Below are 14,127 nucleotides of genomic sequence, written 5' to 3' on the forward strand. Positions count from 1 at the left end.
AAATAAACTAAAATTATCTCGCATTAAAAGTTTAAAAATTCACGCAATCGGTTGTTTCATTTGAAAAAAAATCTATTTTTGATAAAATAAAACATATTTCAGTTAAAATAGAATATATTTTTATTTTTTGAATTAATGTTTTTATCTAAAATCCACTAACTAAAAACCACTCTATGAAAACCGTACTAAAGGAACTCATCGCAAAAAACAAAGAGGAAGAAAAAATCTATACAACCTCCAGACAGGCAGAAATTGATAGCCCGAAAACGGGTGATGACAGAAGAACATTCCTAAAAAAAACAGCTTTAGGTGGCATGGCATTAACAAGTCTTGTAGGTTTATCTATGGAAGACACCCTAGCGCAAACCACCTCTAAAGTCAATCGTTTTTCTGCGCCTTCCGACTTAAAAATAACCGACATGCGCTATGCACTAACCAATGTTATGGGTGGTACAGCCATTATTAGAATAGACACCAATCAAGGTATTTATGGTTTGGGAGAAGTGAGGGATGCTGCCGATGTACGTTATGCTCTATTTTTAAAAAGCCGTATTCTTGGAGAAAACCCCTGTAACGTTGAAAAAATATTTAAAACCATCAAACAATTCGGAGGTCCTGCAAGACAAGCAGGTGGTGTTTGCGCTGTTGAAATGGCCTTGTGGGATTTATGCGGAAAAGCCTATAATGTGCCAGCTTGGCAATTATTAGGTGGACGATACAGAGATAAAATAAGAATGTATGCTGATACGCCCGAAGCTAGTTCTCCTGAAGAACAAAAAAAATTAATAGAATTCCGTATGAAAGACCAAGGTTATACTTGGTTGAAAATGGATGTATCCATTACTGAATTAAAAGGAAAACCAGGAACCGTTGTGAATGGCAAATTCTGGGAAGATGCTAGAGGTAATTTAGCACAATGGGGAGACCAAGCAAATTCCATGTCCTATGCCAACACCATGCACCCCTTTACACAAATACAGATTACCGAAAAAGGCTTGGAAGAATTAGCTAGCATTGTAGAAAATGTTCGTAGTATGGTGGGTTATGAAGTGCCTATATCTACTGACCACTATGGGCATTTTGACTTAAATAATGGAATTCGTTTGGCAAAAGCATTGGATAAATACCGATTAGCTTGGTTTGAAGATATGGTGCCCTGGCAATATACTGAACAATGGAAAACCATTACCACAGCTATTGAAACACCTACCACCACTGGCGAGGATATTTATTTATTAAAAGATTTTAAACCATTAATCCATGAACGTGCCGTTGATATCATCCATCCAGACTTAGCCTCTTCGGGAGGTTTATTGGAAACCAAACGCATAGGAGATTATGCAGAGGAATTTGGTGTAGCCATGGCCATGCATCAAGCAGGTACGCCAGTATCTTTCATGGCGAGTGTACATTGCGCTGCTGCAACACAAAATTTCTTAGCACTAGAGCATCATTCGGTAGATTTACCATGGTGGGAAAGTTTAGTTAAAACCGTTGGTGGGTTTAAAATGATAGATAAAGGGTTTGCTACCGTACCATTAACAGCTCCTGGTTTGGGTATCGAGTTAAACGAAGATGTATTGAAAGAACATTTACACCCAAGGGATAAAAGTTATTTCAAATCTACCGACGAATGGAACGAAAGACGCTCACACGATAGAACTTACAGTTAATCAACCTCAACTAAATTAAACAAATCATAACATGAAAAAAATAATTTTAGCAACCTTGAGCTTGTTTACGTTTTATACGATTCAGGCGCAAGAAGTTGCTGCAACTCCAGAATATATTAAAATGCTTACTTCTAAATGGAATGGTGAGCGTTTAGAAGATGGCAGACCCAAAGTCTCAGATGCCGTTTTACAACGATTAAAGAAAATCCGCATTGAAGAAGCGTGGGGGTTTTTACGGAATAAAGGATTCAATAACCAACATGAAGGCAATTGGCAAATCATCCATCCAGAAGATGTCATGACAGGTCGCGTACTTACTGCCCAATACATGCCGTTACGTCCCGACTTTCAGCAGGTGATTAAAAAACAAGGTGGTTTGGAAAAACGTGACACTATTGGTGGCAGTAATTCTTGGCCTATTGAAATACTAAAACCAGGCGATATATATGTTGCCGATGGTTACGGACGCATTGTGGATGGTACCCTAATAGGCTCTAACCTAGGGAATGCCATTTATGCCAATTCCAAAAACGGCGTTGTTTTTGATGGTGGCATTCGCGATTTGGGTGGATTATTAGAAATTGAAGGCTTTAATGGTTGGTACCGTGGCGAAGACCCATCGTACCTTCAACAAGAAATGCTAACCACTATTAATATGCCCATCCGTATTGGAAGAACCACGGTATTACCTGGCGATGTGGTATTGGCAAACCGTCACGGCACTATTTTCATTCCTGCGCATTTGGTGGACGAATTGGTTATTTCTTCGGAATTTGTGGCATTACAGGATGAATTTGGTTTTCAACGATTGCGTGAAAAAAAATACTTGGCAGGACAAATTGATAGCCAATGGACTCAAGAAATCAAGAATGATTTTAAAGATTGGTTGCAAAAATACCCAGACAGCAAATTACCTATGACACGCCAAGAATTGAATGATTATATGAAAGCCAGAAAATTTTAGTTGATAATAAAATAATCCCATCATTGTGAAATTTTAAAAAAAGTAGCGGTAATTTCAAATAAAGAGACTGCTTTGTTCCTCACAGTGACGGGATTGTTTTTTGTGAAAAATCAATTAAAACATACTTATTCTAATCCCTGATAGTTAGAATTGGTTAGCCATTTTTCAATGAATTGTTGTTTACTTTCTGGTGTAAACCTAAAAGTACAATACTATATAAACAAACTACCTTCCCACAACAACCTTTCGGTGTTCAAGTCCCCAATCTGTGAGATTGTTGATGATAGTTCTTAATGTTAAACCATGTTGCGTGAGTTCATATTGAACAGTTATGGGTTGTGTGTCCAGAACCGTTCGTTTTACTATTTTATTTATTTCCAACTCTTTCAATTCCTTGCTCAACATTTTATTGGAAATGCCAACCACATCATTTAAAATATCAGAAAACCGTCTTTTGTTATAATAGCAAATAGAGGAAATAATGGCTATTTTCCATTTTCCACTGAGCACATCCATGGAATCTTGAACAGCCATCATTTTCTTTTTATGTTCGTCTGTTTGGAATTCGGCACAATTCTTCATGTTTCTTGTTACTTAAAGGTTACTTCGTTACTCGTATGTTATAGTTACTTTTAGTAACAAAGTTACTAAAATAAATTTAAGTGTTATAATTTTGACACTTAAACTTAAAGAAATTTAAAATGAATAGATTAGAAAACAAAGTAGCCATCGTAACAGGGGCATCCAAAGGAATAGGCGCCTCTATCGCTAAACATTATGCTACTGAAGGCGCCAAAGTAATTGTGAATTATGCATCAAGTAAAGAAGATGCGGATAAGGTGGTGAAAGCCATAACAGAACATGGTGGAACAGCTATTTCAGTGCAGGGCGATGTATCAAAAACATCGGATGTTATTAGACTTTTTGAAGAAACAAAAAAAGTGTTTGGTACTCTGGATATTTTAGTAAACAATGCGGGTATTTATCCATCAGCTTCAATTGAAGAGGTTACAGAAGACTCTTTTCACAGATTATTTAATATTAACGTATTAGGCCCGCTATTAACCATTAAGGAAGCTGTTAAATTGTTTGAAAATAAAGGCGGGGTCATCATTAATATTAGCTCTGGGGTTAGCACAACACCAATGGCTATGATAGCTGAATATTCCGCTACAAAAGCGGCTTTAGATGCCATTACTGTTTCTTTATCAAAAGAATTTAGCGGTAGAAACATCCGAATCAACTCGCTTTTGCCTGGCGGCGTGGAGACAGAAGGCACTAGAATGGCGGGAATTACAGGTAGTGAATTAGAAAAAACCATCATTGCCAATACGCCATTGGGTCGCATTGGACATCCAGATGATATTGCAAAAGCAGCTGTTTTTCTAGCTTCAGACGATTCCGCTTGGATTCATGGAGAGAAAATTACCGCTTCTGGAGGGGTGTATGGTTTGTAAAAAACACGGACTTTAATAGCATATTTTAAATGGGACTGAAGCACTTTGATAAACTTCAGTCCTTTTTTATTTATATAAATTCAAGATCCGTATAAATGACAAAACAGGACTTTACTCCTCCAACTCCTGATATTTAGAATATGTGCGCCATTTTTCGATGCATTGTTGCATATCTTCTGGAATCTCAGAATTAAAGCGCATAAACTCCCCTGTTCTGGGATGCATAAATCCTAAGGTTTTGGCGTGCAATGCTTGGCGTGGCAAGATTTTAAAACAGTTATCTACAAACTGTTTGTATTTGGTAAATGTCGTACCTTTTAAAATGAGATCGCCACCATAACGTTCGTCGTTAAACAAGGTGTGCCCAATGTGTTTCATGTGCACCCGTATTTGGTGCGTACGTCCCGTTTCCAACTTGCACGATACTAAAGTGACATAACCCAAACGTTCCAATACTTTATAATGGGTGACGGCAGGTTTACCTTTATCATCTGCATCATCACCTAAATAAACGGTATTTTGCAATCTGTTTTTTGGATGTCTGCCAATATGACCTTCAACGGTGCCTTCCTCCTCTTCCATATTTCCCCAAACCAAAGCAACATATTCGCGTTCACTGGTTTTTTCGGCAAATTGTAAAGCTAGGTGCGCCATGGCTTGTTCGGTTTTGGCAATAACCAAAAGTCCGCTAGTGTCTTTATCTATTCTATGAACCAATCCGGGACGGTCGCTGGAGTTATTTGGCAGATTATCAAATCTGTAAATCAAGGCATTTATTAAGGTTCCAGAATAATTACCATGACCGGGATGCACCACCATACCTGCAGGTTTATTGACTACTAAAAGTTCATCATCTTCATAAACAACATCTAAAGGTATATTTTCACCTACCAATAAATTTTCATGTGGTGGATGGGTAAACAAAACCCTGATAGAATCATAAGGTTTTACTTTGTAATTGGATTTTACAGGAACATCATTAACGAAAATACTACCGTTTTTAGCACCTGCCTGAATTTTATTCCGAGTCGCATTTTCAATACGGTTCATTAAATATTTATCGATTCGAAGTGGCCCTTGACCCTTATCAACAGTAAAGGCATAATGTTCGTAAAGATCACTTTCTTCATCAATGAATTCTGGTATATAGTCTTCCATGTAGTATAGTAACTGGGATTAACCAGAGGCATTTATTACTTTAAAAAATTAGTTTAAGTCTGAAGGAAGATCAATGTCTTCGGAACTGATTGGAGCTAAACTGTCTTGTTCAGCAGACATGCCCGGACGATTACCATTACCAAGTACCAAATCTATTTTAGACATCTTTGGCAGTCTGGTGTCGGCATGGATTTCCTTTCCATTATGAAGCATTTTTAGCACAACATCTTTACCAATATTGTCAACATAAGTGCGGTTCCCCAATTGAAACCCCACTGCTTCTAGTGTTGGCAGGGCTTGTCTTAGGGTTTTCTCGGTTAAATTTGGCACCTGCATTTTTCTGTAACCCGATGGGTTAAGTGTGATGTATATTTTTCGATCTTCCTTCACTTTGGTTCCTGCAACTGGTTCCTGTTCAATCACCGAAAACTTGGGATAATCAGGATTGTAATTTGCAGAATCTTGAATTTGCATCACCAAATTATTGTTTTTCAGTTCCATTTCAACAACACTTATGGATTTACCGGTAAGATTGGGCACGGTTTCAAATTCACCATGGTTGGTAGAAATATTTAACCATTTCATTAAAATAATAGTAAGTACAATAATAGCACCAACGGCTATTCCTATTTGCTTTAAAAACGTTTTACTGGACAGAAATTTAATAATGCTCATGGATTGAAAATATTTAACAAAACTAAACAAATTATATGATTCAAAAATCCCATTCGTTCAATTTTCGGTTTTGTATATACGTTTATCGAAAATAAAAAGGTTTGTATTTGTTGCAATTATTTCATCTTTCTTAATTCCTTTTAGAAAAAATAAATGATATTTTTACAAAACGGTTGAGCCCTATTATTTATTTAAAAGCAACTATCAATAAAAATACGAGAATTGCATAAGACCAATAAAAAACAGTAAACATCTACACATGAAAAAGAATATTGCCATCATTATGGGGGGCTACTCCAGCGAATATAAAATCTCTTTGATAAGTGGAACCGTAGTTTATGAAACACTGGATTCATCAAAATACAATGCCTATCGCATTCATATTTTTAAAGATAAATGGGTGTATGTTGATGGCAATGATGCTGAATTCCCTATTGATAAAAATGATTTTTCGGTTACCGTAAACGGGCAAAAAATTACGTTTGATTGCGTGTTTAACGCCATACACGGCTCACCTGGAGAAGATGGCCATATGCAAGCGTATTTTAAACTGCTAAACATTCCACAAACAGCTTGCGACATGCATCAAGCAACAATTACTTTTAACAAACGTGATTGCTTAAGCGTTCTAAAACCTTATGGCATAAAAACAGCGGAGTCATATTATATAAATCTTGGTGATGTTATTGATGAAGACGCCATTATAAACAAAGTGGGGTTGCCTTGTTTTGTGAAAGCTAACAAAGCAGGCAGCAGTTTTGGCGTGAGTAAAGTGTATAAAAAAGAGGAGCTGCAACAAGCTATTGCAGTATCATTTAAGGAAGATGATGAAATTATTATAGAATCTTTTTTGGATGGTAAAGAAGTTTCTGTGGGTGTGATAACTTATAAAGGAGAAACAAAAGTGTTGCCTATTACCGAAATTGTTAGCGAGAATGATTTTTTTGATTACGAAGCTAAATACCAAGGAAAATCACAAGAAATAACGCCAGCCAGATTAACCAAAGAGGAAGAAGACAAAGTCAATAAAGTCGCCAAACAAGTTTATGAAGCCTTGAAAATGAAAGGATTTTCTAGAAGTGAATATATTTTTAAAAATGGTGAACCCCATTTGTTGGAAGTCAATACCATTCCTGGTCTGACCAAAGAAAGTATTTTGCCCCAACAAGCCAAAGCAGCTGGTATTAGTTTAGCTGAATTGTTTGATAATGCGATTGAGGAGGCTTTGAAATAATTGGTTATATTTGAGTATCTTTAAATGAACTGTCATTCCGCACTTGATGCGGAATCCATTAAAAATTAAAAAGATTCCTGCCTTCGCAGGAATGACAAAAAATGAAACGAGCCATATTTCCAGGGTCTTTTGACCCCATTACGCTAGGGCACTACGATATTATTAAACGTGGTATAGAATTGTTCGATGAAGTTATTGTCTCCATCGGAATTAATTCTGAAAAGAAATACATGTTCTCTTTAGAGGATCGGAAAAAATTCATTGAAGATGCTTTTAAAAATGAGCCAAAAGTAAAAGTGATGACTTACGAAGGTTTAACAGTCCAGTTTTGTAAAGAAATCAAAGTACCTTTTATTTTACGTGGCCTTAGAAATCCTGCCGATTTTGAATTTGAAAAAGCCATAGCGCATACCAACAGAAAACTTTCTAAGATTGAAACCGTATTTTTATTAACTGCCGCCAGCACATCATACATTAGCTCTAGTATTGTGAGAGATGTTATTAAAAATAATGGCGATTATACAGTGCTTGTTCCTGAGAGTGTCCGGGTGAAGTAGTTTTGGTTGTTAGTTGTTGGTTGATGGTTATTGGCCCTTTACTATTATTCTTTATCTTCTTTCTATCGTCTTATGCCTATTGTCTTTTATCTATAGTCTTTCGCCTTAGAACCTAAACAATACGTGAATAACTATTAAAACTATATATCCATTCCAGTGCCAAATCTCTTTCTTGAAACAATTCAATGTTCCAATTGCTATTTTCATTTAGTTTTATCAATGTTTGGGTGGATAATAAACCGCCATTTGTAGTAACGACCACAGCTATAAGATGAATTTCCTTTAAATTACAAATTGTTTTTTGAGCTTCAAATGTATAGGAGTAGCAGTTCTTTTTATTGATTAATAAAGAAAAGGGCGCCGATAAATTACTCAGTAAAAAATCATGATAGGCATCTACCATAATTTCATCCATTATAACGCCTTCATCAATGATAACTTCAGCTAAGTTTTTTTCAAGTATTGAAATGGTAGCAAACGACAGTCTATAACTCTTCATATATAATTTTATGTTTGAGAGATTTATAAAAAAATCGCAAAACAGTTTTAATTATATAAAACTATAGAGCATTTCGTTCAATAAATAGACAATTTACTGGTTACAAATTAGTTGTTTTTTTTAATTTAAATGTGAAATTAGCTTGCATTTTTTGAATAATTTTTAACGTTTAAGTTAAAACATTAAGAATCATATCAATAACTTAATATTAGCGTAGGAATTTTTTAGCGCTTCTTTTATTTGTTCTTGGTTTAACCAAGCTACTTTAGTGATACCTTCAAATTCTTGGGCATATAAATCACCTGAAAAACTCGTTTTCATCTCAAACCAGTAGGTTATTTTTAGCTTGTAGCGTCCGTTTCGCTTAAAAATGTGATAGGTGGTTTCCAATGGCTTTATAATTTCCAGTCCGGCAACACCAGTTTCTTCCATCACTTCACGTATGGCGGTTTCTTCAATACTTTCAACGCCTTCAATTTTACCTTTTGGCAAATCCCATTTATCATTTCTGTAAATAAACAAAACATCTCCTTTATCATTATAAACCTTCCCACCACCAGCTATAACATTTGGCAATTTTTTCAAGAATTTTTTCAGCAATTTATCCTCATTTTTATGAATAAACCGTGCTTCTTGCAAGTTAGTTGTATTAAGCTCCCTTATAACCTTGTTCAACTTAACAAGTTTGAGGTTGAAGTTTTTGAAGTACGTTTCGGGTTCTTCAATAGTGGTTAAAATAATGGGCTTATCATTAACAAAAACTTTGTACATGCTTTGTATTTAACAAATTCAACTTTTGTAAAAATATCATTTTTCATTTCAAATCAACAAAACTTAAAAAAATATTTTGTTCATAACTTACATATATGTGAAATTAAATTTATGTGTATTTTTACGCCTATGATTTTTAACAAAGAAACAGCCAGAAAAACAGCTGAGGTATTATTGCAAATTAATGCCATAAAACTTAGCCCTAAAAAGCCTTTCACATGGGCTTCAGGATGGAAATCCCCCATATATTGCGATAATCGAATCATATTATCGTTTCCTCCCATTCGAAATTATATTCGCGAAACCATGAGCCACCAAATTGAAAAACAATTTGGCAAACCAGATGTAATTGCTGGCGTTGCTACAGGAGCTATTGGTATTGGCATATTGGTTGCAGAATATATGGGATTACCTTTTATTTATGTAAGGCCAGAAGCCAAAGGTCATGGAAGACAAAACCAAATTGAAGGGTTTATTGAAAAAGGGCAAAATGTGGTGGTAGTTGAAGATTTAATCAGTACTGGAAAAAGTAGTTTAAATGCCGTTATGGCTTTAAAAGAAGCAAAAATTAATGTAAAAGGCATGATTGCTATTTTTACTTACGGATTTGACGTGGCTACTGAAAATTTTAAAAAAGAAAACGTCAATCTTTATACATTAAGCAATTACGAAAGCTTGCTTGATCAAGCCCTGGCAACGAAATATATTTCTGAAAAAGAATTAAAAACCCTATCGGAATGGAATGCCAACCCGAGTGAATGGGATGTAAAATAATAAAGTGTTTGTTGTTGAGTTGTTAAGTCGTTTAGCCGACTATCAGCTTAACAACAAACGACTTAACGACAAACAGCTTACCGACATCATGAATTTAGAATCGCCTAAAGTAACTATTGGAAAATCATCAGAAGATGTTTTTAATTTTTTATCAAACATTAAGAATTTTGAATCTTTAATGCCCGAAAGCATCAGTAAATTTGAGGTTTTAAGCGATGATACTTTTTTGTTTGCCTTAAAAGGTATGCCAGAAATCATCCTACAAAAGAAAGAAGTGATTGCTCCAAATAAAATTGTTCTAGGTGCCGCTGGTGGCAAATTGGATTTCTCCCTAACAGCGAATATTGATACGATTTCTGAAACCTCAAGTGATGTTCAATTGCATTTTAATGGTGATTTCAACCCCATGATGGCCATGATGATAAAAGGCCCTATTGGTAAATTTATTGAAACACTTGCTACAAGCATTCCTAAAGCCATTTAATACATTAGGGTAATATCTTTTAAGTCGAATTCCCTTACTATATCATCTTCAAGAAGCACTTGAAGGTTTCCAAATAAAGTCACGTTTTTGATATATCCAGAAAACACCAACCCTTCGCTATCTTTAAACGTAGAGGGTTTATCTTTTCTAAAAAGATAGGTTTCATAACCCGCCTTTAAGGTGTCGTAATCTGTTCTCTTTAAAATCTTAAAATAATGCTTTAAATTTTTTATGGTTTCGAACAGAACTTCTTCCAAATCAAACACGTTTCCGGTTATCAATTTTAATGAGGATGCTTTGGGCAAATTATTGAATTCGGTTTGATTGACATTTAATCCAATGCCAATGATTGTATTGCTTAGACTGTTCTGTTTTATGACATTCTCAATCAAAATACCGCAAATTTTTTTATCTTCTGACAAAATGTCGTTAGGCCATTTAATGGATAATTTAGTTATTGAAAAACTTTGAAGCGTTCTTAATATCGCCAAAGATGTGACCATGCTTATTAAAAAAGGATATTCCAAATTGAACTTAGAAGTATCTTTAAACACACTAAACATGAGGTTTTTTGAATTTTCAGAACTCCAAACCGTACCCATTTGCCCCCTACCCTGTGTTTGATGTTTAGCCATAACAATGGTATAATCTTCCAGATTTTCTTCGCTACTTAACCTACGCATGAAGCTGTTTGTAGAATCGATGGCATTAAGTTTGATTATACGCATTCAGAAGTTATTTTATTGAGATAAAATCTTATGATTATTTTAAAGCATAAAGAACTAAAAAAATAATAACTTTGCACAAATTAAATATAATTAATGGCGAAAAAAAATGTAAGCGCAGACCAATTAATATCTACAATAGTAAGTGGTATTGAAGACGTTAAGGGCAAGGAAATAAATATTTTAGACTTAAGAGATATTGAAAACACGGTTTGTGACTATTTTATAATTTGCGAAGGCACTTCAAATACGCAAGTTAACGCTATAGTAAATTCCATTCAAAAAAAAGTAAGCAAAGAACTCAAAGACCACCCATGGCATGTTGAAGGCGCAGATAATGCCGAATGGGTTTTAATAGATTACGTAAACATCGCTGTACATGTTTTTCAAAAACACATCAGGGAATATTACGATATTGAAGGGCTTTGGGGTGATGCAAAATCAACAGTAATAAAAACTAGTTACTAAAAAATACATGGCAAGCGAAAAGAAAAACATAAAAGAAAACAAACCTAAATTCAATCCGTATTGGATTTATGGCATTGCACTAGCCATTTTTATTGGCTTTCAAATATTTAATAGCAGTGGTTATGAAGATGGCAGCAAAACCAACCCAACAGAATTTTTCAAGTTTGTTGAAAACGGCGATGTCGATAAAGTAGAGATTGTAAACCAAAAAATAGCAAAAGTTTATCTTACCAAAACGGCTGAAGAAAAAGAAATCCATAAAAAATCCAAGCCAAACACACTGTTACCTACGGCAACAAAATTGCCTAATTACAAGTTTGAGTTTGGTGAGCTTGAGATTTTCCAGAATAAATTAAACAAGGTTATTGAGGATAACAATCTTAACCTAGAACCTGTATATATTACTGAAGAAAATCATTTAACTGATTTCCTTTTAGGCTTATTACCATTTATACTGCTGATTGGAGTTTGGATATTCATTATGCGACGTATGTCTGGCGGTGCCGGAGGAGGTGCTGGTGGACAGATTTTTAATATTGGCAAATCTAAAGCAAAACTTTTTGACCAAAACACCGAAGTAAAAACCACTTTTAAGGATGTTGCAGGTCTTGAAGGCGCCAAAGAAGAAGTACAGGAAATTGTAGATTTTCTTAAATTCCCTGAAAAATATACCACGCTTGGCGGAAAAATTCCGAAAGGCGCTTTACTTGTTGGCCCTCCAGGAACCGGAAAAACCTTGTTGGCAAGAGCCGTAGCTGGTGAAGCAAAAGTACCTTTCTTCTCATTATCTGGCTCCGATTTCGTAGAAATGTTTGTAGGCGTAGGCGCTTCAAGGGTACGAGATTTATTTAAACAGGCCAAAGAAAAATCGCCTTCCATTATTTTTATTGATGAAATAGATGCCATTGGTCGTGCCCGAGGAAAAAACGCCATGTCTGGCAGTAATGATGAACGTGAAAATACACTGAATCAGCTATTGACTGAAATGGACGGTTTTGGGACCAATACCAACGTGATTGTTATCGCAGCTACCAATAGAGCTGATATTTTAGATAAAGCCTTGATGCGGGCTGGTCGTTTTGATAGACAAATTTTTGTTGATTTACCAGATATTAGGGAACGTAAAGAAATTTTTGAGGTTCATTTAAGACCTCTTAAAAAAGAAAAAGATTTAGACCTAGATTTCCTATCAAGACAAACGCCAGGATTCTCTGGAGCTGATATTGCCAATGTTTGTAACGAAGCGGCTTTAATTGCTGCCAGAAATGGTAAAAAAGTAGTTGATAAGCAAGATTTTCTGGATGCTGTTGATAGAATTATAGGCGGATTAGAAAAGAAAAATAAGATCATTACCCCAAGTGAAAAAAGAGCTGTAGCTTATCATGAAGCTGGTCATGCTACCGTTAGTTGGATGCTAGAACATGCTGCACCATTGGTAAAAGTAACGATCGTGCCTCGTGGACGGTCTTTAGGAGCGGCCTGGTATTTGCCTGAAGAGCGCTTAATTGTTCATCCAGAACAAATGTTGGACGAAATGTGTGCCGCACTTGGCGGACGAGCTGCCGAAAAGGTCATGTTCAATAAAATATCAACTGGAGCTTTGAGTGATTTGGAAAAAGTGACCAAACAAGCTAGAGCCATGGTTACCATTTATGGCTTAAGTGATAAAGTTGGAAATTTAACCTATTACGATTCTTCTGGACAAAACGAATATGGTTTTACCAAACCTTATAGCGAAAAGACTGCCGAATTAATCGATAAAGAGATTTCAGATATTATTGAAAATCAATACCAAAGAGCTATAAAATTGCTTAAAGACAACAAAGATAAATTGATTGAATTAGCCGAAGTGCTTCTTGAAAAAGAAGTTATTTTTAAGGACAATCTTGAAAAGATATTTGGAAGTCGACCTTTTATTGTTGAAGACAGAGAGGGTTCCTCTAAATAATTTTAAATATTTGTTAACGTTTTTATTAAAAATCTTAAATTAATCGTATGGTTAATTTAAGATTTTTTATATTTGATGAAGCCCAATATAATTGAGTTAATAGCAATAATCTGAATGAGTCTTTTTAAAAAATTTTTTGGTTCAAAATCTGATCAAACAGAAAGCGAGTTAAAAGCCAATCAAAGGGGCAAGTATATGCCCGAAATTAAGCTACCCATTGATGAAAAGTTTACCATAAACTTTAAAGCAAATGGTGGCAAGTTTTTGTATTGTGATAGTTTAGATGAAATTTTTGAAAACTTATATAATATTATCGAAGAAAATAAATGGGAAGAAAAAAAAGTACTTGTTCTTGATAAAAATTTAAAAGATAAATTTAAAGAGGCAAATTTAGAATCTACAAACTCCCCAAGCGAAGCCTTCATTTTCCTAACAACTTGCGAAAGTTTAATTGCGAACGATGGCTCTTTATTAATTAGTTCGAATCAAATATTTGAAAAAAAACTTCCTGAACTTCCTGTAAATTTTATTGTGTTTGCTACAACCAGCCAAATTACCGAGAATATAGGTGAAGGCTTAAGAGGTATAAAATCTAAAAATAAACAACGTATTCCTACCAACATAACAACCATAAAGCATTTCAAATCCAGTATAGATGAGAAAGATTTTTTAAGCTATGGTAGTAGTTCTAAAAACCTATATTTATTGCTTTTAGAAGACCTATAATAAGCAAACATAAT

The 14,127-nt window shown here is 35.0% G+C and carries 16 protein-coding genes; 10 read left to right on the forward strand and 6 right to left on the reverse strand.

Annotated elements, in window-relative coordinates; genetic code table 11:
- The first annotated feature begins 173 nt into the window (after window positions 1–173).
- Both CDH50_RS04685 and CDH50_RS04690 read left to right on the forward strand, forming a co-directional pair.
- Window positions 174–1,673 carry a mandelate racemase/muconate lactonizing enzyme family protein gene (locus CDH50_RS04685; protein ID WP_100610760.1) on the forward strand — a complete coding sequence of 500 codons (1,500 nt, stop codon included), beginning with the start codon at window positions 174–176 and terminating at the stop codon, window positions 1,671–1,673.
- 31 nt (window positions 1,674–1,704) lie between these two features.
- On the forward strand, window positions 1,705–2,637 hold the full coding sequence (locus CDH50_RS04690) for an RraA family protein (protein WP_100610761.1): 933 nt from the start codon (window positions 1,705–1,707) through the stop codon (window positions 2,635–2,637).
- A 225-nt stretch (window positions 2,638–2,862) separates the two neighbouring features.
- Here the strand turns inward: CDH50_RS04690 and CDH50_RS04695 are convergent, their stop codons facing one another.
- Window positions 2,863–3,219 (reverse strand): winged helix-turn-helix transcriptional regulator, encoded by a 357-nt coding sequence (locus CDH50_RS04695; protein WP_198513433.1) that lies wholly within the window; start codon window positions 3,217–3,219, stop codon window positions 2,863–2,865.
- A gap of 119 nt (window positions 3,220–3,338) precedes the next feature.
- On the opposite strand from CDH50_RS04695, the gene CDH50_RS04700 reads away from it, so the two are divergent.
- Window positions 3,339–4,094 (forward strand): SDR family NAD(P)-dependent oxidoreductase, encoded by a 756-nt coding sequence (locus CDH50_RS04700; RefSeq protein WP_100610762.1) that lies wholly within the window; start codon window positions 3,339–3,341, stop codon window positions 4,092–4,094.
- Between the two features lie 111 nt (window positions 4,095–4,205).
- On the opposite strand, the gene CDH50_RS04705 is transcribed toward CDH50_RS04700, so the two are convergent.
- Both CDH50_RS04705 and CDH50_RS04710 read right to left on the reverse strand, forming a co-directional pair.
- A complete protein-coding gene (locus tag CDH50_RS04705; RefSeq protein ID WP_100610763.1) occupies window positions 4,206–5,252 on the reverse strand; it encodes an RluA family pseudouridine synthase in 1,047 nt (348 codons plus the stop codon).
- A gap of 48 nt (window positions 5,253–5,300) precedes the next feature.
- A complete protein-coding gene (locus CDH50_RS04710; protein ID WP_100610764.1) occupies window positions 5,301–5,927 on the reverse strand; it encodes a PASTA domain-containing protein in 627 nt (208 codons plus the stop codon).
- Window positions 5,928–6,186: 259 nt separating this feature from the next.
- Between CDH50_RS04710 and CDH50_RS04715 the strand changes: the two genes are divergently transcribed.
- Window positions 6,187–7,161 (forward strand): D-alanine--D-alanine ligase, encoded by a 975-nt coding sequence (locus CDH50_RS04715; protein ID WP_100610765.1) that lies wholly within the window; start codon window positions 6,187–6,189, stop codon window positions 7,159–7,161.
- A 101-nt stretch (window positions 7,162–7,262) separates the two neighbouring features.
- Entirely contained in the window at window positions 7,263–7,718 is a 456-nt protein-coding gene (coaD, locus tag CDH50_RS04720) for a pantetheine-phosphate adenylyltransferase (RefSeq protein ID WP_100610766.1), read from the forward strand.
- Between the two features lie 112 nt (window positions 7,719–7,830).
- Here coaD and CDH50_RS04725 read toward each other — a convergent pair whose 3' ends face one another.
- The gene (locus tag CDH50_RS04725) at window positions 7,831–8,217 is read right to left on the reverse strand and encodes a hypothetical protein (protein WP_100610767.1); all 387 of its coding nucleotides are present in this window, start codon (window positions 8,215–8,217) and stop codon (window positions 7,831–7,833) included.
- Window positions 8,218–8,406: 189 nt separating this feature from the next.
- Window positions 8,407–8,988 carry an NUDIX hydrolase gene (locus tag CDH50_RS04730; protein ID WP_100610768.1) on the reverse strand — a complete coding sequence of 194 codons (582 nt, stop codon included), beginning with the start codon at window positions 8,986–8,988 and terminating at the stop codon, window positions 8,407–8,409.
- 129 nt (window positions 8,989–9,117) lie between these two features.
- Between CDH50_RS04730 and pyrE the strand changes: the two genes are divergently transcribed.
- Window positions 9,118–9,762, forward strand: coding sequence for an orotate phosphoribosyltransferase (gene pyrE / locus CDH50_RS04735; RefSeq protein WP_100611256.1), 645 nt, complete (start codon window positions 9,118–9,120; stop codon window positions 9,760–9,762).
- Window positions 9,763–9,850: 88 nt separating this feature from the next.
- On the forward strand, window positions 9,851–10,246 hold the full coding sequence (locus tag CDH50_RS04740) for an orotate phosphoribosyltransferase (protein WP_100611257.1): 396 nt from the start codon (window positions 9,851–9,853) through the stop codon (window positions 10,244–10,246).
- On the opposite strand, the gene CDH50_RS04745 is transcribed toward CDH50_RS04740, so the two are convergent.
- A complete protein-coding gene (locus CDH50_RS04745) occupies window positions 10,243–10,974 on the reverse strand; it encodes a biotin--[acetyl-CoA-carboxylase] ligase (RefSeq protein WP_100610769.1) in 732 nt (243 codons plus the stop codon). The two genes, CDH50_RS04740 and CDH50_RS04745, sit on opposite strands and share 4 nt — an antisense overlap.
- A 93-nt stretch (window positions 10,975–11,067) precedes the next feature.
- On the opposite strand from CDH50_RS04745, the gene rsfS reads away from it, so the two are divergent.
- The 3 genes from rsfS to CDH50_RS04760 all read left to right on the forward strand — a co-directional run bounded on the left by rsfS (window position 11,068) and on the right by CDH50_RS04760 (window position 14,113).
- Window positions 11,068–11,439, forward strand: a complete 372-nt coding sequence (gene rsfS, locus CDH50_RS04750; protein ID WP_100610770.1) for a ribosome silencing factor — start codon at window positions 11,068–11,070, stop codon at window positions 11,437–11,439.
- A 7-nt stretch (window positions 11,440–11,446) separates the two neighbouring features.
- Window positions 11,447–13,387, forward strand: coding sequence for an ATP-dependent zinc metalloprotease FtsH (gene ftsH, locus CDH50_RS04755; RefSeq protein WP_100610771.1), 1,941 nt, complete (start codon window positions 11,447–11,449; stop codon window positions 13,385–13,387).
- 114 nt (window positions 13,388–13,501) lie between these two features.
- A complete protein-coding gene (locus tag CDH50_RS04760) occupies window positions 13,502–14,113 on the forward strand; it encodes an LUD domain-containing protein (protein ID WP_100610772.1) in 612 nt (203 codons plus the stop codon).
- Window positions 14,114–14,127: the final 14 nt, after the last annotated feature.

This window comes from Confluentibacter lentus (assembly GCF_002806995.1).
Taxonomy (GTDB): domain Bacteria; phylum Bacteroidota; class Bacteroidia; order Flavobacteriales; family Flavobacteriaceae; genus Confluentibacter; species Confluentibacter lentus.

What these genes read in the sequence shown, in the direction of transcription:
- ftsH (WP_100610771.1), top strand. Translation starts at nt 11,447, where the DNA reads ATGGCAAGCGAAAAGAAAAACATAAAAGAAAACAAACCTAAATTCAAT.
- CDH50_RS04760 (WP_100610772.1), top strand. Translation starts at nt 13,502, where the DNA reads ATGAGTCTTTTTAAAAAATTTTTTGGTTCAAAATCTGATCAAACAGAA.
- CDH50_RS04700 (WP_100610762.1), top strand. Translation starts at nt 3,339, where the DNA reads ATGAATAGATTAGAAAACAAAGTAGCCATCGTAACAGGGGCATCCAAA.
- CDH50_RS04745 (WP_100610769.1), bottom strand. Translation starts at nt 10,974, where the DNA reads ATGCGTATAATCAAACTTAATGCCATCGATTCTACAAACAGCTTCATG.
- rsfS (WP_100610770.1), top strand. Translation starts at nt 11,068, where the DNA reads ATGGCGAAAAAAAATGTAAGCGCAGACCAATTAATATCTACAATAGTA.
- pyrE (WP_100611256.1), top strand. Translation starts at nt 9,118, where the DNA reads ATGATTTTTAACAAAGAAACAGCCAGAAAAACAGCTGAGGTATTATTG.
- CDH50_RS04690 (WP_100610761.1), top strand. Translation starts at nt 1,705, where the DNA reads ATGAAAAAAATAATTTTAGCAACCTTGAGCTTGTTTACGTTTTATACG.
- coaD (WP_100610766.1), top strand. Translation starts at nt 7,263, where the DNA reads ATGAAACGAGCCATATTTCCAGGGTCTTTTGACCCCATTACGCTAGGG.
- CDH50_RS04740 (WP_100611257.1), top strand. Translation starts at nt 9,851, where the DNA reads ATGAATTTAGAATCGCCTAAAGTAACTATTGGAAAATCATCAGAAGAT.
- CDH50_RS04710 (WP_100610764.1), bottom strand. Translation starts at nt 5,927, where the DNA reads ATGAGCATTATTAAATTTCTGTCCAGTAAAACGTTTTTAAAGCAAATA.
- CDH50_RS04705 (WP_100610763.1), bottom strand. Translation starts at nt 5,252, where the DNA reads ATGGAAGACTATATACCAGAATTCATTGATGAAGAAAGTGATCTTTAC.
- CDH50_RS04685 (WP_100610760.1), top strand. Translation starts at nt 174, where the DNA reads ATGAAAACCGTACTAAAGGAACTCATCGCAAAAAACAAAGAGGAAGAA.
- CDH50_RS04725 (WP_100610767.1), bottom strand. Translation starts at nt 8,217, where the DNA reads ATGAAGAGTTATAGACTGTCGTTTGCTACCATTTCAATACTTGAAAAA.
- CDH50_RS04715 (WP_100610765.1), top strand. Translation starts at nt 6,187, where the DNA reads ATGAAAAAGAATATTGCCATCATTATGGGGGGCTACTCCAGCGAATAT.
- CDH50_RS04695 (WP_198513433.1), bottom strand. Translation starts at nt 3,219, where the DNA reads ATGAAGAATTGTGCCGAATTCCAAACAGACGAACATAAAAAGAAAATG.
- CDH50_RS04730 (WP_100610768.1), bottom strand. Translation starts at nt 8,988, where the DNA reads ATGTACAAAGTTTTTGTTAATGATAAGCCCATTATTTTAACCACTATT.